Source organism: Pseudomonas sp. IT-P12 (assembly GCF_949767465.1).
Classification (GTDB): Bacteria; Pseudomonadota; Gammaproteobacteria; order Pseudomonadales; family Pseudomonadaceae; genus Aquipseudomonas.
Map to the genome: position 1 here is coordinate 14941 of NZ_CATKPY010000004.1, position 18219 is coordinate 33159.

Sequence of the window (18219 nt, forward strand, 5' to 3'; positions counted from 1 at the left end):
CGTACCATTGGGACATCAAACATTTCAACGTCCTTCTGGAGCCCCCATGCAAAAGTCTTTGCTCAGCGCATCGTTGTTCGCCCTCGCGCTTGCCGCCCCCATTGCCCATGCGCACGAAGCCGGCGACATCCTCATCCGTGCCGGTGCAATCACCGTCAACCCGAAAGCCGACAGCTCCAGCGTCAAGGTCGACCAAGGCCCGCTCAAAGGTGCCGACCTGGGCGGCAAGGCGACCATGGACAGCGACACCCAGCTGGGTCTGAACTTCGCTTACATGCTCGACAGCCACTGGGGTATCGAGCTGTTGGCGGCCACGCCGTTCCAGCATGACGTGAAGATCAAGAACACCGCGCTGCCTGCCGCCAACGGCAAACTCGGCAGCCTGAAACACCTGCCGCCTACCTTGAGCGTCGTGTACTACCCGCTGGACGCCAAGTCCGCGTTCCAGCCGTATGTCGGCGCCGGCATCAACTACACCTGGATCTTCGACGAAGACCTCAGCAGCGATGCCAAGGCCAACGGCTTCAGCAACTTCAAGGCGAAAAACTCCTGGGGCATGGCCTTCCAGGTCGGCGCCGACTACATGATCACCGACAACATCCTGCTCAACGCCCAAGTGCGCTACATCGACATCGACACCCAGGCGACCGTGGAAAACAACGCGGTCGCACCGGGCACACGGGCCAAGGTCAACGTGGATGTCGACCCGTTCATCTACATGGTGGGCCTGGGCTACAAGTTCTGAAAATCGTTCACGTGGTGGGAACGAGCTGCAAAAAAAGGCGCCTGCGAAGGCGCCTTTTTTCATTCCCGTGCAGTGACGATCAGCGCCCCAGCAAACGTGCCAGGCCGACACTCATCGACGTCTGTGCCGGTAGAACAAAACGCTCGCGCAAGCGCTGGTTGTTGGCCCGCGAATGACGGATATCACCGGATCGCGCCGGGCCATAACTCACGGGGGGCAGCTCGCCCACCACTTGCTTCAACGCATCGAGCATGTGCTTGAGACTGGTGGCCTGGTTCCAGCCGACGTTGACGGCGCCGACGTCCACCTGCGGTTGCTCGATCGCCTGCACCAGCAGCTCGACCAGGTCGGCGACGTAGACGAAATCCCGCGTCTGCTCGCCGTCGCCGAACACGCTGATCGGCAGGCCCTTCTGTGCGCGCTCGCTGAAAATGCTGATCACCCCGGAATACGGCGAGGACGGATCCTGTCGCGGACCAAAGATGTTGAAGAAGCGGAAAATCACCGGCTCCAGCCCGTGCTCGCGACGGTAGAAGTCGAAGTAATGTTCGCTGGCCAATTTGTCCGAAGCGTACGGCGTCAGGGGTGCCTTGGGCGTGTCTTCGTCAATCGACTCGCCTTCGCCATTGTTGCCATAGACCGCCGCGCTGGAGGCGAACAGCACGCGCTTGACGCCGGCCTGGCGCATCGCTTCGCAGACATTCAGCGAGCCGATGAAATTGCTCTGGTGGGTCTTCACCGGATCGTCCACCGAGGCCTGCACCGACGCCACTGCCGCCAGGTGCGCGACCGCACTGCAACCGCGCATGGCCTGCGCGACCAGGGCCGCATCGGCGACGTCGCCGACGACCAGTTCCATCGCCGGATTGTCCAGCGGCAGGTTGCTGCGCTTGCCGGTGGACAGGTCATCGAGGATTCGGACCGAATAACCCTTGGCAAGCAAGGCATCGGTCAGGTGCGAGCCGATGAAACCGGCACCACCGGTGATCAGAACGGGGCCGTCAGCCATGGCGATAAAACCTGTCCAGTAGGCCCGGGAGAGCCGCACGCCAGGCGCGGGGCTTGATCCCGAAGGTATGAAGGATTTTCTTGCAGGCCAGCACAGCGTGTTGCGGCTCTTCGGCAGCGTCCGGGCGCGCGGCGTGGGCCTGGGCGGTGGGCTCCTCGATGGCCAGCGGATGCAGCGCGCGGGCTTCGCTCAGAATCGCCTGCCCCAAGGCCAGCGGCGTGGTCGCTTCGTGCCCGGCGTAGTGGTAGGTGCCCCACAGCGGCGCCGCGCAATCGAGTTGCTTGAGCACCGAGATGATCACCCGGGCCGCATCGTCCACCGGTGTCGGATTACCCCGGCGGTCATCGGCCATCAACAGTTCCTCGGGGTGTTCGGCACGGGCCAGGAATCGCCCGAGGGTCCCATCGGGGCTGTCATCGAGCAGCCAGCCGAAGCGCAGCAACACATGCTGCGGACAGGTGGCGCGCACGCTCTGCTCGATCCGCCACAAGGCCTGGCCACGCAGGCCCAGCGGTACCGGTTCGTCTTTCTCGCTGTAGGCGGTTGCCCGGGAACCGTCGAACACGCGATAGCTCGACGGTTGCAGCAGGACGATGTTGTGATGCTGGCACAATTCGGCCAGACGCTCGATCGCCCGCTCCTGCCCGGCCAGACGCGACTCGCTGACCGTCTCCGCCTGAAACCAGTCGAAGTAGTAGGCGAGGTTGATCAACGCGTCCGGGCGGGTGTCGTCGAGCAGTTGCGTCAGGCTCGCGGCGTCCCAGCCGTCCTGCGGTGGGCGGGGGGCGAGGAAGCCGATGTCTTCCTCCGCACCGAGGCGAATCAGCGCCTGCCCAAGGGCATTTCCGCCGCCCAGTAACATAAGGCGCATTCGCATAGAGTCAGCAGGCCCAGTCTTATTGGAACAATGGCTGTATCGACATCGCAGGTCGGCGATGCCGTCGATAATTGTCGGAATCGTTGCATTTTGCGGGTTTAGTGCGCAACCGTCATCCGTAAAGTGTAGATGTCCGGGTTGGGTGGTGTGGCGACTGGCGTTTTCGCAAGCAGGCCCGCTCCCACCGGGTGGCGCGATCCTCTGTGGCAACGAGCCTGCTCGCGAAAGGGCCATCAAGGTCGCTGCAAATCATGAGTGGCACTTGCATCTTCCTGCCCCCGCCCGCATAAATTCACTCATGAACCTGCCCATCCCCGCAGACAGTGCGCTGAGCGGCTTCCACCCCGCCGTCAGCGCCTGGTTCAGCAGCACTTTCCCGACGGTCACCGCCGCCCAGGCCCGGGCGTGGCCGTTGATCCGCCAGCACCGCTCGACCCTGATCGCCGCGCCCACCGGGTCCGGCAAGACCCTCACCGCGTTCCTCGCCGTCCTCGACGATCTGGTCCACCGTGGCCTGGAAACCGCCGCCGGCCTACCCGACGAAACGCTGGTGGTCTACGTCTCGCCGCTCAAGGCCCTGTCCAACGATATCCAGATCAACCTGCAGGCCCCGCTTGCCGGCATCACCGCGCAGTTACGCGCCATGGGCTTGCCCGAGCTGCGGATCAGCACGGCCGTGCGCACCGGCGACACGCCGCAGAAAGAGCGCTCGGCGATGCGCAGGACCGCGCCGCACATCCTAGTGACCACTCCGGAATCCCTCTACGTGCTGCTGGGCTCCGATTCCGGCCGGCACCTGCTCAAATCCACGCGCACGGTCATCGTCGACGAAATCCATGCGATCGCCGCCAGCAAACGCGGCAGCCACCTGGCCCTGAGCCTGGAGCGCTTGCAGGCGTTGTGCTCGACGCCGCTGATGCGCATCGGCCTGTCCGCCACGCAAAAGCCCATCGAGGCGGTGTCACGCTTTCTGGTCGGGCGCGATCGCCCCTGTGAAATCATCGACATCGGCCACGCCCGCCCACGGGACCTGGGCATTGAAGTGCCGCCCGTGCCGCTGTCGGCGGTGATGGCCAATGATGTGTGGGAATTGGTCTACGACCGTCTCGCTGCCCTCGCCCGCGAACACCGCACCACGCTGATTTTCGTCAACACCCGGCGCCTGGCCGAGCGCCTGAGCCGGCATTTGAGCGAGCGCCTGGGCAAGCAAGCGGTCGCCGCCCACCATGGCAGCCTGGCCAAAGAATTTCGCCTGGACGCCGAACAGCGGCTCAAGCGCGGCGACCTGCAGGTGCTGATCGCCACGGCGTCGCTGGAACTGGGGATCGACATCGGCGATGTGGACCTGGTTTGCCAGATCGCCTCGCCACGCTCGATTGCCGGGTTTCTGCAAAGGGTCGGTCGCTCCGGCCACCAGGTCGGCGGTACGCCCAAGGGCCGTCTGTTCGCCACCACCCGCGATGACCTGATCGAGTGCGCCGCCCTGCTCGACTGCGTGCGCCGGGGAGAACTCGACACCCTGCAGATTCCACGGGCACCACTGGACGTGCTGGCCCAACAGATCATCGCCGAGGTCAGTTGCCAGGAATGGCAGGAGCAGGCCTTGCTGGAGATGTTCCGCAAGTCCTCGCCCTACGCCGGGCTCGACGAACACCATTTTCAGGCATTACTGCAGATGCTCGCCGAAGGCTACAACGGTCGCCAAGGCATCCGCAGCGCGTTCCTGCACCGCGACGCGTTGACCCGAACCTTGCGTGCACGCCGGGGCAGTCGGCTGACCGCTGTGACCAGCGGTGGCACCATCCCGGACAACGCCGACTACAGCGTGCTGCTGGAGCCTCAGGGCCTGAACATTGGCAGCGTCAACGAAGACTTCGCCGTGGAAAGCATCGCTGGCGATATCTTTCAGCTTGGCAACACCTCATACCGCATTTTGCGGGTCGAAACCGGCAAGGTCCGGGTCGAGGATGCGCACGGGCAACCGCCGACCATTCCGTTCTGGCTGGGTGAAGCACCCGGGCGCAGCACCGAACTGTCGTTTGCCGTGGCGCGCCTGCAAGGGCAACTCGATCAGCTGTTGGGGGCCACGCCGGGCAACCTGCAACCGGCCCTCGACTGGCTGACCGACACCCTCGGCCTGGAACTCGCGAGTGCCGAACAACTGCTGGACTACCTCGCCCGCGCGCGCCTGGCATTGGGCGCCCTGCCCTCGCAGGACACGCTGGTGATGGAGCGCTTTTTCGACGAATCCGGCGGCACCCAGTTGATCATCCACACGCCGTTCGGCAGCCGCATCAACCGCGCCTGGGGCCTGGCCCTGCGCAAGCGGTTCTGCCGCACCTTCAACTTCGAATTGCAGGCCGCCGCCAGCGAAGACGCAATAGTCCTGTCGCTGTCCACGAGCCACAGCTTCGAGCTGGACGAGGTCTGGCGCTACCTGCACAGCAACAGCGCCGAGCACCTGCTGATCCAGGCGGTGCTCGAAGCGCCGCTGTTCGGTGTGCGCTGGCGCTGGAACGCCGGGGTCGCGCTGGCACTGCCGCGCTTTACCGGCGGTCGCAAAGTCGCGCCGCAGATTCAACGGATGAAAAGCGAAGACCTGATCGCCAGCGTGTTTCCCGACCAGATCGCCTGCGTGGAAAACCTGGCGGGTGAGCGCGAGATTCCCGAGCATCCGCTGGTAGAGCAGACCCTCGACGATTGCCTGCACGACGCCATGGACTGCGAAGGCTGGCTCACCTTGTTGCGGCGCATGGAGTGCGGCGAAGTTCGCCTGATCAGCCGCGACCTGCCGGCCCCCTCGCCGCTGGCGGCAGAAATCCTCAGCGCCCGGCCCTACACCTTTCTCGACGATGCGCCGCTGGAAGAACGGCGCACGCAAGCGGTCCTCAACCGACGCTGGACTGATGCGCAATCCACCGACGACCTCGGTGCGCTGGATGCCGAGGCGATTCAGGCGGTGCGCGACGAAGCCTGGCCAGCACCGACCAGCGTCGACGAAATGCAGGAAACGCTGATGACCCTGGCCTGTCTCACCGAGGCCGAGGCACAGGCCCACTCACCCTGGACGACCTGGCTGGAAAGCCTTGCCGGGCAGGGACGCGCCAGCCGTCTGCAGATGGCTGGCGGCCAGGCGTTATGGTTGCCACTGGAACGGCTGACCTGTCTGCAGGCGATTTATCCACAGGCCGATCTGCTGCCCCCGCTGCAGGCGTTGCCGGGATTCGATGAGGCCTGGCAAGCCGATGACGCCTTGGTGGAAGTCCTGCGCGCACGGCTCGGCGCCTTTGGTCCGTTATCGCTGGAAGCGATTGCCGATCCCTTGCAATTACCACCGGCGCAGGTCGTCCAGGTGCTGGCGCAACTGGAACGCGAAGGTCACGTGCTGCGAGGACGATTCACCCCCGATGCAGACCAGGAGCAATGGTGCGAACGGCATCTGCTGGCGCGGATTCATCGCTACACGGTCAAGCGTCTGCGCCGGGAAATCGAACCGGTGTCGTTGCAGGACTTCATGCGTTTCCTGTTCGACTGGCAGCACCTGTCGGCCACGAGCCAGGGCAAGGGCAGCGCGGTGTTGCCAGCGATTGTCGGCCAGTTCGAAGGCTACCCCGCCGCCGCGTCGGCCTGGGACAGCGACCTGTTGCCGGCGCGCATCAAGGATTATTCGGCGAGCTGGCTGGACGATCTGTGCCGCAGCGGCAAATTGGTGTGGACTCGCCTGACCGGCCACAACAAAAGCGCCAGCAGCGCATTGCGCAGCACGCCGATAGTGTTGCTGCCGCGCAGTCAGGTCGGCTTGTGGAGCGGCCTGACTGAACAGACGCCGGTCAGCGAACTGTCGCCGAAAGCGCAAAAGGTCTACGACGCCCTCAGCCAGCACGGCGCGCTGTTTTTCGATGAGCTGGTTCATGAAGCCCATCTGCTGCACACGGAACTGGAAATCGCCTTGCAGGAACTGGTCGGTGCCGGCTGGGTGAATGCCGACAGCTTTGCCGGATTGCGCGCGCTGATCACCCCCGCCAGCAAGCGCCAGGCCCGCAGCAGTCGACGCGGGCGTGGGGCATTCATCGGCGGCATGGACGATGCCGGGCGCTGGGCGCTGCTGCGACGCGGGCCGCCGGCACCGCTGGCGGACAGGAAAGCGCCGGTGGCGAGCGAGACCCTGGAACATATCGCCATGACCTTGCTGCGGCGCTACGGCGTGGTGTTCTGGCGGCTGCTGGAACGCGAAGCGGAGTGGTTGCCGAGCTGGCGCGAACTGTTGCGCACCTTCCATCGCCTGGAGGCTCGCGGCGAGATTCGCGGTGGGCGTTTTGTCAGTGGCCTGGCCGGCGAACAGTTCGCGTTGCCCGAAGCCATCCCTTTGCTGCGCGAAGTTAGGCGGCGGGCGCATGACGGGAGTTTGATCGCGGTGTGCGGGGTTGACCCACTGAACCTGGCCGGCACCCTGCTGCCAGGGGCGAAAGTACCGGCGCTGGCAAGCAACCGGCTGGTGTACCGCGATGGTTTGCCGGTGGCGGCGGTGATTGCCGGCAAGCCGGTGTTCTGGGTCGAACCGGATCATCCGTGGATTGCCGAGCTGAACAGCAAACTGGTCCGGCATTGACCTCCATCGCGAGCAGGCTCGCTCCCACAAGGCAAGATGTCTCCCTGTGAGCGAGCCCGCTCGCGATAAGGCCTGCCCCAACCACTAGGTTCGCGACTGATCCGGCAACACCACCCCCGCATGCTCCTGCGGCCCAGCCTCTTGTTCAACCTGCTCCACCTGCCGCTTCGGCATCAGCACCTGCTGTGGATAAGTCTGCGCGAAATGCACCCACGGGCTGTTATCCACAAGCTTTTTCAAACGCTGGTTGAACGCCCGACTGACCGCATATTGGCCACCTGACACGGTTCGGAACTGCGCCGTCAGCACCACGCCGTTAAGGTCCATCCTGTCGACGCCGAACACGTCCAGCGGCCCTTGCAGGTTGTACTTGAGAAACGCATCCTCGCGAATCGAATCCCCGGCCTCGCGGATCAAGGCGATGGCCTGGTCGACATCGGTGTCGTAGGTGAACTGCACGGAGAAAAACGCAAAGGCGAACTGCCGCGACTGGTTGGTAACGGCCTTGATCTGGCCGAATGGCACCGAATGGACAAAACCCTTGCCGTCGCGCAGGCGCAAGGTGCGGATGGTCAGGCCTTCGACCGTGCCGGCATGCCCGGAGTCGAGCACCACCCAGTCGCCGACCGACAACGTGTCTTCGATGATGATGAACAGGCCGGTGATCACATCCTGCACCAGTTGCTGCGAACCAAAACCGATGGCCAGGCCGACCACCCCGGCACCCGCCAGGAGTGGCGCAACGTTGATCCCCAGGTTGGCCATGGTGGTGATCGCGCAGATCACCACCAGGATGATTTTGATCGCGTTGCGCAGCAGCGGCAGGATGGTCTTGACCCGCGTACTCGGCTGGCGCGCCGAGCGCTTGTTGACCGGTGGCTTCAACGCCTCCTGGATCGCCGTGTCGAGCACCACCCACAACAACCACGTCACCAGCAGGATCAGGCCGATGCTGCTCAACGAATCGCTGATCGCCCGTCCCACAGAATTGCGCTCGGCGAATTCGAACAGCGACACCCCCCAGATCCGCCCGAGGATTTCGATGAACGCCACGGCCATGACAATCCGCAACAGCGCATGCAGCAAGCTGAGGAAACGCTCCTTGTAGGCACTGCTGCGCTGGATCGCCTCGGTTTTGCGGGATTTGAACAGGTGCTGGAAAATCGTGCTGAGGAACACCGTGGCGATCAGCAGCACAGTGGTGAACAACGCGCAGCGCAGGGCCTTTTGATTGTCTTCGCCCACACCGATCAGGTTGATCACCGAGACCAGCACCATCAACAGGATCGGCCAGTACCACAACCCGGAAAAAATCCGCAGGGACTCCTGCAACGAAGGCTGTTTCAGGCGCTGCGCCAGCGAACGGTTACGGATCAGGTGCGCCACCGGGCGACGCAGGCGAATCACCAGCAGGCCGAAGATGATCGAGGCAAACAGGCCGGTGAACACCGCGATGCTGCTGGTGATGTTGCCCCCCAGCTGGCGGGCGATCTGCGGGCTGGTCAGGGCATCACTGAGCGCCGCGAGAAAGCCGATCAGGAACAGCGGTCGAGGGCAGTAGTCACGGATGATCTGCACGGCCGGGCGCTTGTGGCCGGTCTTGAACAAGACCACCACACACAGGAACATCGACGTGGAGAAAATGCCGCTACTGGTGGCGTAGGCAAAGCAAAGCGCCAGCGCCCGGCCCACCGAGGCAGGCAGGAAATGGCTGACATACAGGGTCAGCGGCAGGCAGATCACGGCGGGCAAGGTGTAGGGCAACACATAACCGAGCAGGTCCTGCCCCCGATGACGCTGGCGCAGCCAGCGGCCCTGGCTCAGGCGTCGGGCCAGCAACCCACCCAGCACGGTCAGCAAGGCGAAGACGCCGAGCCACACACCGGACAGCAGCAGGAAGTCGCCTACCACGCTCATGGGCGATCGCGACGACGGCTGGTTCACCAGCTTGCCGACTTCATCCGCCGCCCGATCCGCCCGCAGGCGCCAGGCATCGACCAGGTTTTCGTTGAGGTCGAGTTTGTCCTGGACATCATCGATGCTCGAACTGATCGCCCCCAACAACCCGCCCTGAACCAGGGGCTCGGGTTTCGCCGACTCCTCGGCGGTGGCCGGAACACCCGGCAGCGGTTCGGCTTGCAGTACGTTGCTGGCAAAAATCAGCAACGCCCCCAGCAACATCGCGGTATTGAACTTGAACAAAACGGGGGGAGCTCCTCAAAAAGGGTCTGTAAGGAACTGATTGGCATTTGGCCGGCAAGTTCACACATCAGGCTTGAGAACGATGAGGTCTCCCAAATGGCGTTGAATCACCAACCGTTCCCCAGGGCACCCTATTGATCAGTCGATATTTGATCAGCACGCAAATATCAAATGCTTATCCCTGTATTTTTCCGCATGACCCAAACCCCGAGACTGCGCTCCATCAATCAACCACTGGAGTGGCAGCCATGCCCATTGCCTTGCTCGCGCTGACGCTCAGCGCTTTCGCCATCGGGACGACCGAGTTCGTCATCGTTGGCCTGTTACCCACCATCGGCGCCGACCTCGGCGTCAGCCTGCCGTCCGCCGGCCTGCTGGTCAGCCTCTACGCCCTGGGCGTTGCCGTTGGCGCGCCAGTACTGACGGCCCTGACCGGCAAGGTCCCGCGCAAGCGGCTGCTGTTGTCGTTGATGGTGCTGTTCACCCTCGGCAACCTGCTGGCCTGGAAAGCGCCGAGCTATGACTCGCTGATCATCGCGCGGATTGTCACCGGCCTGGCCCACGGGGTGTTTTTCTCGATTGGTTCGACCATCGCCACCAGCCTGGTGCCGAAGGAGAAAGCCGCCAGCGCGATTGCCATCATGTTCACCGGCCTGACCGTAGCACTGGTCACCGGGGTGCCGCTGGGGACCTTCATCGGCCAGCATTTCGGCTGGCGCGAAACCTTCCTCGCTGTCTCGACACTGGGTGTGGTCGCGTTCATCGGCAGCCTGCTCTACGTGCCGAACAATATCGCCCACAACAAGCCGGCGTCCCTGTTGCAGCAATTGCAGGTGCTCAAGCAACCGCGCTTGTTGCTGGTCTATGCAATGACGGCGATCGGATACGGCGGATCGTTCATCGCCTTCACCTTCCTGGCGCCGATTCTTCAGGACCTGTCCGGTTTCAGCGCCAGCACCGTCAGCCTGGTGTTGCTGGTGTACGGCCTCTCGGTGGCCGTCGGCAATATCTGGGGCGGCAAGCTGGCCGACAAGCGCGGCCCGATCAGCGCGCTGAAAATCGTCTTCGCCCTGCTCGCCGCCGTGTTGTTCATGCTGACCTTCACCGCCAACAATCCATGGCTGGCGCTGGCCACCGTACTGGTCTGGGGCGCAGTCGCGTTCGGCAACGTGCCGGGTTTGCAGGTGTATGTCGTACGCCAGGCCGAACACCACACCCCCCACGCCGTGGATGTCGCCTCCGGCTTGAACATCGCCGCCTTCAACCTCGGGATTGCCGGTGGCGCGTGGGGCGGTGGCTTGATCGTCGCCCACATGGGGCTGATTCACACGGCATGGATCGGTGGTCTGGTGGTGTTGGTGGCGTTGGCGCTGACCCTGTGGAGCGGTCGTCTCGATCGCCTTGGCCCGGTGAATGCCCCGGGCTCGACCCACATCGTCACCGGCCATTGATCCTTTGCAGGAGCGAGCTTGTTCGCTCCTGCAGAGGCGGTGTGAAGGATGGACCGTCCGTAGCCCGGTGGAAACTTTCTCGATTGCCCCACAGTCATCAAAAGACAGGGGCAACCGAGGACCATCACACGGGAGGCGACATGGCGGCGATTCACATTGGCATTTCAGGTTGGCGCTATATGCCCTGGCGCGGGGACTTCTACCCGAAGGGGCTGACCCAGAAACGCGAATTGCAGTTCGCTTCCCGGGCCGTCAACAGTATTGAAATCAATGGATCGTTTTACGCCCTGCAACGGCCGGAACGTTACGCCCAGTGGTACGCCGAAACCCCGGCGGACTTCGTCTTCAGCGTCAAGGCCCCGCGCTTCATCACTCATATCCGGCGCCTGCGCGACATCCATATTCCCCTGGCCAACTTCTTCGCCTCCGGGGTGCTGGAACTCAAGGAAAAACTCGGTCCGATCCTCTGGCAGTTTCCGCCCAACTTCAAATTCGACGCCGAGCTGTTCGAGCACTTCCTCGAACAACTGCCCCACGACACCGCACAGGCCGCCGCCCTCGCCCGCCAGCACGACGCGCACCTGCACGGCCAGGCCAGCACCCGGGCGTACAGGAAGCGGCCATTGCGCCACGCGGTGGAGATCCGCAATGACAGTTTCGTCGATCCGGCATTCGTCCGCTTGCTCAAGCGCTATAACGTCGCGCTGGTGATCGCCGATACGGCCGGCAAGTGGCCCTATCGCGAAGACCTCACCAGCGATTTCGTGTACCTGCGCCTGCACGGCGCCGAAGAGCTCTACGCCAGCGGTTACACCCCGCAGGCGCTGAAGCATTGGGGCGCGCGGATCGATGCCTGGCACCACGGCGGGCAACCGCCGGACCCGCAGTTGATCGCACCGCGGCTCAAGCCCCGGGCGCGCAAATCCCGCGAGGTGTTCTGCTATTTCGACAACGACATCAAAGTCCGGGCCCCCTATGACGCCCGCCGCCTGCTCAAGCACTTTGATCTCGACAAGGACCTCGCCACGGCACCCGGCGAACCGGCCGCGCAAGGGGTGCTGTCATGAATGAATCCGTGCCGCTCGCCGCCTCCGACAACTCGATGCAAACCCTGGCCGCCGTGCGTCGCTTCACGGTGTTGACCGTCAACACGCACAAGGGATTCACCGCGCTGAATCGGCGTTTCATCCTGCCCGAACTGCGTGAAGCCGTCCGCAGCGTATCGGCTGACGTGGTGTTTTTGCAGGAAGTCCACGGCGCACACGAACATCACCCCCGGCGGTACAGCAACTGGCCGGAAATGCCGCAATACGAATTCCTCGCCGACACCCTGTGGCCGCAGTTCGCCTATGGGCGCAACGCTGTTTACCCGGCCGGTGATCACGGCAATGCGCTGCTGTCGAAATTCCAGATCATCCAGCACGACAACCTCGACGTGTCCATCAGCGGTCACGAGAACCGCGGGCTCCTGCACTGTGTGCTGCGCCTGCCGGGCGAAGGCCCCCAGGTGCATGCGATCTGCGTTCACCTGGGGCTGCGCGAAACCCACCGCAATGCGCAGCTCAAACTGTTGGCCCAACGTCTCGACGAATTGCCGGGCGACGCGCCGGTGATCGTCGCGGGCGATTTCAACGACTGGCGCCAGCGCGCCGACGCGCTGCTCGAACCCTGCGGCCTGCGCGAAGTATTCGCCGAGCACCACGGCAAACCGGCGCGCAGTTTCCCGGCGCGCCTGCCGGCCCTGCGCCTGGACCGCATCTACATACGCAACCTCAAGGCCTGCCGCCCGCAAGTGTTGGCCTCACGTCCCTGGTCACACCTTTCCGACCACGCACCGCTATCGGTGGAGATCGAACTATGAGCAGCGCACCGTTGGAAGAAACACCCGTGGAACACCTGTCCACGGCCCAGCCGGTCCGGGAGCCCGGGGTGGTCGATGTCGAATACGGCTGGCAGGGCAATAACCGGGTGAAACTGCTGGAAAACGGCGAAGCCTACTTTCCACGGGTGTTCGAAGCCATGCGCCAGGCCAGGACGGAAATCCTCCTGGAAACCTTCATCGTGTTCGAGGACAAGGTCGGCAACGAGTTGCAGCAGGTGTTGATCGAGGCCGCACAGCGCGGTGTCCGGGTCACCGCCAGCCTCGACGGTTTTGGCTGTGGCGAATTGACCACCGGTTATCTCGCGGCGCTGAGCGAGGCCGGCGTGCGCATCCAGATGTTCGATCCGGCCCCCAAGCACCTTGGCTTTCGCACCAACTGGTTCCGTCGCCTGCATCGCAAGATAGTGGTGGTCGACGGCACCATTGCGTTCATCGGCGGGATCAACTTCTCCGCCGATCACCTGGGCGACTTCGGCCCCGAGGCCAAGCAGGATTATTCGGTGGAAGTGCAAGGCCCGGCGGTGGCCGACATTCATCATTTCGCGCTGCTGCAAAGCGGTCGTCCGGCCCGGGCCAAGTATTGGTGGCAGCGGCGCCGGCAGCGACGTTCGGAACTGGCGTTCAACGATCACGATGGCCAGGTGCGCCTGGTCTACCGCGACAACGGCGACCACCGCACCGACATCGAGGAGGTTTATCGGCAAGTCCTGCGCACCGCGCAACGGCGGGTGGTGATCGCCAACGCCTATTTCTTTCCCGGGTATCGGCTGCTGCGCGAGATCCGCAATGCCGCGCGCCGAGGTGTCGATGTGCGACTGATCCTTCAGGGTCAGCCGGACATGCTGGTGGCCAAACTGGCGGCGCGCATGACCTATGACTACCTGCTCAAGTCCGGTGTGCGCATCCACGAATATTGCGAACGACCGCTGCACGGCAAGGTGGCGCTGGTGGACGAAGACTGGAGCACCGTCGGTTCGAGCAATCTCGACCCGCTGAGCCTGTCGATGAACCTGGAAGCCAATGTTCTGATCCGCGACCGCCTCTTCAATCAGGATTTGTTCGAGCGCCTGGAAATCCTCAGCGAACACCACTGCAAGGCGATGTCCCCGGACAAGGCTCCGCGCGGGCGGATCTGGCACATGACGGTGGGTTTCCTGGTGTTTCACTTCCTGCGGCATTTCCCGGCCTGGGCCGGTTGGCTGCCGGCTCACAAGCCACGGTTGAAGCCTTTCACCCATCTCAGCGGGAGTGACAACCATGGACCGCGCTGACACTCACTCGCCTGCTCATGCCTCCAGCGCATCGCCGTCACGCTGGACGCGCTGGAAAAAGCCACTGACGATGCTGTTTTTCCTGGCGCTGATCGTGCTGTTCACCCTGCTGGCCCAGCGCATCGAGTGGAACGAAGTGTTCGCCACCCTGGCCGACTTCAAGGTGCGCACGCTGATCATTGCCGCCGGGCTGACGCTGGTGAGCTTTCTGGTGTACGCCTGCTACGACCTGATCGGACGCACTTACATCCGCCAGGACCTGACCTGGAAACAGATCCTGCCGGTGGGCATCATCAGCTACGCCTTCAACCTCAACCTCAGTGCCTGGGTCGGCGGTATCGCCATGCGGTTTCGCCTGTATTCACGGCTGGGCGTAAGCAAGAGCAACATCGCGAAAATCCTCGGGCTGAGCCTGACGACGAACTGGTTCGGCTACATGCTGATTGCCGGCGTGGTGTTCAGCAGCGGCTTGGTGCGCATGCCCCCCGGCTGGAAACTCAGCAGCGATGCGCTGCAGGGCGTAGGCGTGTTGCTGTTGCTGGCGAGCGCGGGCTATCTGGCGGCCTGTCGGTTCTCCAGACGCCGGGAGTGGTCGATTCGCGGGGTGGAAATCAACCTGCCGTCGCTGCGCATGGCGATCCTGCAATTGCTTCTCGGCGCGCTGAACTGGTCGCTGATGGCGGCGGTGATCTTCACCCTGCTGCCGAGCAAACTGGATTACCCGCTGGTACTCGGGGTGTTGCTGATCAGCGCCATCGCCGGGGTCATCACGCACATTCCGGCGGGGCTCGGCGTGCTGGAAGCGGTGTTTGTCGCGTTGCTGCAGCACGAAGCATCGCGGGGCAGCCTGGTGGCGGGGTTGCTGGCGTATCGGGCGATCTACTTCATCCTGCCGTTGCTGATCACACTGGTGATGTACCTGGTGGTCGAAGCGAAGGCCAAGTCGCTGCGAATTGCCAAAAAGCCCGAGTGATGTGATGGCGAGGCCATCGCCGGTTGACCCGGGGGAGCAATGGCGCCAGGCAGGCCAACCTCATTTCGACTGAATGATGCTCAACCGCTCACCCACCACCATCTCGGTAATCCAGTCCACCAGGATCGAGGTATACGCCTGCTGCGAAACCGGCTCGCTCAACGCGTGGTCGGCGCCGTCGATGATCCGGTGGGTCAGCGAATGCGTCTGCTGGCACGCGGCACGGTAACTCATGATCGTCGCATGGGGCACGTAGTCGTCGGTCTCGGACTCCACCAGCAGCACATCCCCGGTGAATTGCGCACAGGCATGCAGCGCACGGTTGCTGTCGGCGCGCACCAGCGTGCTGCGGTAATCGCGCAGGTCCAGCTTGTCCAGCTCACGCTTGGGGGTATGCCATTGCTCATCGCGATACAGCGCCGGCACCCGCAGCGCCAGCCAGCGGACCGGGCGCAGGGACGTCAGGATCGACGCCAGGTAACCGCCGTAGCTGGTGCCGACCACGGCAATCGCCGAGGTATCGAGCGCCGGATGCGCCAGCAACCGGTCGTACGCCGCCAGCAGGTCGCGCAGATTGTCTTCGCGAGTGACCCGCGTCAGCGGAATGCCGGTACCGCCGGTGTGCCCGCGCAGATCGAAGGTCAGGCACACGCAGCCCAGGCCGGCGATGCCTTTGGCCCGCTCGAGGTCGCGCTCCTGACTGCCGCCCCAGCCGTGCACGAAAAGCACACCGGGGACTTTGGATTTGGGACTGAGAAAGGTCCCGCTCATCTGTTCATCGTCGATGTCGATTTGAATGCTTTCGCTTCTAGCCGTCATAGGATTGGACCGTTACATACTTGAGGAGGAAGTCGCTGTTGTGCGCCGGCCCGCGATACACCTCGATGGCATCCGCCGGCAGCGCCTGATCGATATAGGTTTCCACCGACGAAACGCGGATCGCGCGCATTTGCGGGTCGTTGATGAAACTCTGCAACGCCGCCACTTCCGCGCTGCTGGCACCGCCCATGCGCCAGGATTGCTCGAGCACACCGCTGCGGCGCTTGCCGTTGGCGTCCAGCCCCTGGGCGATGTCGTAGTTGCGCCGCGAGGCGTAGAAACCAGGGTAGGCCTCATCCGCCGCCCGGTCGAACACTTGCGCCTGATGGATCGCCAGGCGCACATCGTCGGGCCACTCCAACTCGAGCAAATTGTCGTAATGCCCTCGCACCACAACCAGGTTCGAACCGCCGTAGACCTCCTCATCGTGGGCATCGCGGGTCAGGTATTGATCACCGCAGTAACTCAGCACCACGTCGCCGATGAAGCTCTGGCCGACGCTGTGAGTGACCACCTCGCTCAGGTCCTGCTCGAGCACCACGCCCTCGGTAAACAACGTCCGGGCTTCGGGCCTGGCGAGCACGGCGTCGAACTGATCCAGGCTCTTGATCACTTCCTGACCGCGTCCGGCACAGGCATGAATCGGCTTGAGGCGGATCGGGCCGGTGTAGAGCAAGTGCTCTGCCGCAGACCGTGCATCATCGAAGGAAAACACGCTCAGGCCGTCCAGCACCACGCCACGTACCCGCTCGGAAAACAACGATGACCAACCGGGCGGGGCGAATGCATTTTTGTCGCGCAGGCCGTGACTGATGGCCTTGGTGCAAATGAAATCATGCTCGACATAACCGCCCCACAAATCCTCCGGTCCTTTGACACCCAGTTGCCGGGCGGCATCGGCACCGACCAGGGTCTGCGTCGGCAACAGGTACAGCTCGCGCCCCTGGTGGCGGTCGGGGTCATAGCTGCCGCCATACTTGAAGCCCAGGATCTGCGCCAGCCATCGGGCGAGCGCGCGATTGGTCTCGACCTCATGTTGCGGAGCGTCAGGCCGCACCGAATGGGCGACCACCAGTTTCTTGCGGTTTGTTGGGGTCATGCATCCCCCTTCAATCGGCACTGGATGAATGTCAATGGAGGGTTGCAGAGATCAGGCCAAGCGCCGGGGCCGGGAAACACGCTGCAAATCAGGCCGTTGCGGTTATCACCTGGCGTCGCGCCCGTTTTATTCTGCACGACACCTCGTTCATTCCTTGCATTTTGCATGATTGAAATTCCAGGATCTCCTGTGGGAGCGAGTCTGCTCGCGAAAGGGGATAGGCTCGATGCAACTATCGAGTGGCCGCATTGGGCGTCACCCCAAACCTCGAACGGTAATCACTCGGCGCCAGACCCGTGATTTTCCTGAACGTCGCGCGAAAGGCGCTCGGGTCTTGATACCCCACGGTCCAGGCGATGTGGTCGATGGTGCCGTTGGTGAACTCCAGCATTTCCCGAGCCTTGCCGACCCGCAGATGCTGGCAGTACTCGGTGGGTTTCAGCCCGGTGGCTGCGCGAAACCGGCGCAGGAAGGTTCGCTCCTCCAACCCTGCCCGTTCGGCCATCGCCGGCAGCGAGACATCGGTGGCCCCGGTGCTTTGCAGCCAATGCTGCACCCTGAGAATCGAGGCGTCGCCGTGGCTGAGGATCGGCGCGAAGTTGCTGCCACACTCGCTGGCGCTGTCGCTGTGTTCCACCACCAGGAACCGCGCGGTGCCGGTGGCGATGCTCGGCCCCAGCAGGCGGTCGACCAGGCGCAGGCCCAATTCGGACCACGCCATCAGCCCGGCCGTGGTGATCAGGTCACCATCGTCGACAATCGGCGTATCGGCCTTGAGCCTGACCGCTGGATAACGCTCGGCGAAAGCCTTGGCCGAGGTCCAGTGAGTGGTGGCGCTGCGCCCGTCGAGCAAGCCGCTTTCGGCCAAAAGAATCGAACCCACGCAGACACCGCCGACGGTCGCCCCCTGGGCGTGTTGCTGACGAATCCAGCGCAGCAGCTCCGGTGGCGCCTGGCCTTCGGAAAAACCGCCAATCGACGGCGGAATCAGCAGCGCCACCAAGCCTTCGTCCGCCGCCGGAGAACTGTCGTAGACCCGCGCGGGCACCCCGGCCTCATCCACCTGCCAGTGGCTGACCCGCAGCAACGGCAACGCCTGCGCCTGATAGTCGGCGGCAATCCGGTTGGCCACGCCGAACAGATCCGTCAAGCCGTGCACCGCCGCCATCTGCGCGCCAGGGTAGATCAGTACACCCAGCTCGGTGATCGGCCTTTGTGCGTCCATTGTCAGTTTTCCCCTCTCTATTGTCGGTGCGGCCAATCCTCGCAGAGCCGGCCAGCC

At 63.6% G+C, this 18219-nt stretch carries 13 protein-coding genes; 7 read left to right on the forward strand and 6 right to left on the reverse strand.

Annotated elements, in window-relative coordinates; genetic code table 11:
* Positions 1–46: 46 nt before the first annotated feature.
* The gene (locus ACM6IM_RS02560; RefSeq protein WP_192309311.1) at positions 47–745 is read left to right on the forward strand and encodes an OmpW/AlkL family protein; all 699 of its coding nucleotides are present in this window, start codon (positions 47–49) and stop codon (positions 743–745) included.
* A 79-nt stretch (positions 746–824) separates the two neighbouring features.
* Here the strand turns inward: ACM6IM_RS02560 and ACM6IM_RS02565 are convergent, their stop codons facing one another.
* A complete protein-coding gene (locus ACM6IM_RS02565; RefSeq protein WP_192309313.1) occupies positions 825–1754 on the reverse strand; it encodes an NAD-dependent epimerase/dehydratase family protein in 930 nt (309 codons plus the stop codon).
* Positions 1747–2631, reverse strand: a complete 885-nt coding sequence (locus ACM6IM_RS02570) for a sugar nucleotide-binding protein (RefSeq protein ID WP_192309316.1) — start codon at positions 2629–2631, stop codon at positions 1747–1749. The genes ACM6IM_RS02565 and ACM6IM_RS02570 overlap by 8 nt, the downstream gene beginning before the upstream one ends.
* A 298-nt stretch (positions 2632–2929) precedes the next feature.
* Between ACM6IM_RS02570 and ACM6IM_RS02575 the strand changes: the two genes are divergently transcribed.
* A complete protein-coding gene (locus tag ACM6IM_RS02575) occupies positions 2930–7240 on the forward strand; it encodes a DEAD/DEAH box helicase (protein ID WP_414864089.1) in 4311 nt (1436 codons plus the stop codon).
* 84 nt (positions 7241–7324) lie between these two features.
* Here ACM6IM_RS02575 and ACM6IM_RS02580 read toward each other — a convergent pair whose 3' ends face one another.
* Complete coding sequence (locus ACM6IM_RS02580) at positions 7325–9421, reverse strand: mechanosensitive ion channel domain-containing protein (protein ID WP_414864100.1); 2097 nt, start codon at positions 9419–9421, stop codon at positions 7325–7327.
* 269 nt (positions 9422–9690) lie between these two features.
* On the opposite strand from ACM6IM_RS02580, the gene ACM6IM_RS02585 reads away from it, so the two are divergent.
* From ACM6IM_RS02585 to ACM6IM_RS02605, 5 genes are all read left to right on the forward strand, one after another.
* Positions 9691–10893: an MFS transporter gene (locus ACM6IM_RS02585; protein WP_414864090.1), complete on the forward strand. Its 1203-nt coding sequence runs from the start codon at positions 9691–9693 to the stop codon at positions 10891–10893.
* A 140-nt stretch (positions 10894–11033) separates the two neighbouring features.
* Entirely contained in the window at positions 11034–11960 is a 927-nt protein-coding gene (locus ACM6IM_RS02590) for a DUF72 domain-containing protein (RefSeq protein WP_414864091.1), read from the forward strand.
* Positions 11961–11995: 35 nt separating this feature from the next.
* Positions 11996–12754, forward strand: a complete 759-nt coding sequence (locus ACM6IM_RS02595; RefSeq protein ID WP_414864101.1) for an endonuclease/exonuclease/phosphatase family protein — start codon at positions 11996–11998, stop codon at positions 12752–12754.
* Positions 12751–14046 carry a cardiolipin synthase ClsB gene (clsB, locus tag ACM6IM_RS02600; protein WP_192309329.1) on the forward strand — a complete coding sequence of 432 codons (1296 nt, stop codon included), beginning with the start codon at positions 12751–12753 and terminating at the stop codon, positions 14044–14046. Before ACM6IM_RS02595 ends, clsB begins: the two co-directional genes overlap by 4 nt.
* The gene (locus tag ACM6IM_RS02605) at positions 14033–15019 is read left to right on the forward strand and encodes a lysylphosphatidylglycerol synthase domain-containing protein (protein ID WP_414864092.1); all 987 of its coding nucleotides are present in this window, start codon (positions 14033–14035) and stop codon (positions 15017–15019) included. The genes clsB and ACM6IM_RS02605 overlap by 14 nt, the downstream gene beginning before the upstream one ends.
* Before the next feature lie 60 nt (positions 15020–15079).
* Here the strand turns inward: ACM6IM_RS02605 and ACM6IM_RS02610 are convergent, their stop codons facing one another.
* The 3 genes from ACM6IM_RS02610 to ACM6IM_RS02620 form a co-directional block, all read right to left on the reverse strand.
* Positions 15080–15838, reverse strand: coding sequence for an alpha/beta hydrolase family protein (locus tag ACM6IM_RS02610; protein WP_192309333.1), 759 nt, complete (start codon positions 15836–15838; stop codon positions 15080–15082).
* Complete coding sequence (locus ACM6IM_RS02615; RefSeq protein ID WP_414864093.1) at positions 15828–16937, reverse strand: DUF3182 family protein; 1110 nt, start codon at positions 16935–16937, stop codon at positions 15828–15830. The genes ACM6IM_RS02610 and ACM6IM_RS02615 overlap by 11 nt, the downstream gene beginning before the upstream one ends.
* Positions 16938–17169: 232 nt before the next feature.
* On the reverse strand, positions 17170–18162 hold the full coding sequence (locus ACM6IM_RS02620) for a GlxA family transcriptional regulator (protein ID WP_414864094.1): 993 nt from the start codon (positions 18160–18162) through the stop codon (positions 17170–17172).
* Positions 18163–18219 lie beyond the last annotated feature (57 nt).

Excerpts from the sequence above, each read along its gene's own strand:
- ACM6IM_RS02575 (WP_414864089.1), top strand. The coding sequence starts at position 2,930 with ATGAACCTGCCCATCCCCGCAGACAGTGCGCTGAGCGGCTTCCACCCC.
- clsB (WP_192309329.1), top strand. The coding sequence starts at position 12,751 with ATGAGCAGCGCACCGTTGGAAGAAACACCCGTGGAACACCTGTCCACG.
- ACM6IM_RS02620 (WP_414864094.1), bottom strand. The coding sequence starts at position 18,162 with ATGGACGCACAAAGGCCGATCACCGAGCTGGGTGTACTGATCTACCCT.
- ACM6IM_RS02580 (WP_414864100.1), bottom strand. The coding sequence starts at position 9,421 with ATGTTGCTGGGGGCGTTGCTGATTTTTGCCAGCAACGTACTGCAAGCC.
- ACM6IM_RS02570 (WP_192309316.1), bottom strand. The coding sequence starts at position 2,631 with ATGCGAATGCGCCTTATGTTACTGGGCGGCGGAAATGCCCTTGGGCAG.
- ACM6IM_RS02590 (WP_414864091.1), top strand. The coding sequence starts at position 11,034 with ATGGCGGCGATTCACATTGGCATTTCAGGTTGGCGCTATATGCCCTGG.
- ACM6IM_RS02585 (WP_414864090.1), top strand. The coding sequence starts at position 9,691 with ATGCCCATTGCCTTGCTCGCGCTGACGCTCAGCGCTTTCGCCATCGGG.
- ACM6IM_RS02610 (WP_192309333.1), bottom strand. The coding sequence starts at position 15,838 with ATGACGGCTAGAAGCGAAAGCATTCAAATCGACATCGACGATGAACAG.
- ACM6IM_RS02605 (WP_414864092.1), top strand. The coding sequence starts at position 14,033 with ATGGACCGCGCTGACACTCACTCGCCTGCTCATGCCTCCAGCGCATCG.
- ACM6IM_RS02595 (WP_414864101.1), top strand. The coding sequence starts at position 11,996 with ATGCAAACCCTGGCCGCCGTGCGTCGCTTCACGGTGTTGACCGTCAAC.
- ACM6IM_RS02560 (WP_192309311.1), top strand. The coding sequence starts at position 47 with ATGCAAAAGTCTTTGCTCAGCGCATCGTTGTTCGCCCTCGCGCTTGCC.
- ACM6IM_RS02565 (WP_192309313.1), bottom strand. The coding sequence starts at position 1,754 with ATGGCTGACGGCCCCGTTCTGATCACCGGTGGTGCCGGTTTCATCGGC.
- ACM6IM_RS02615 (WP_414864093.1), bottom strand. The coding sequence starts at position 16,937 with ATGACCCCAACAAACCGCAAGAAACTGGTGGTCGCCCATTCGGTGCGG.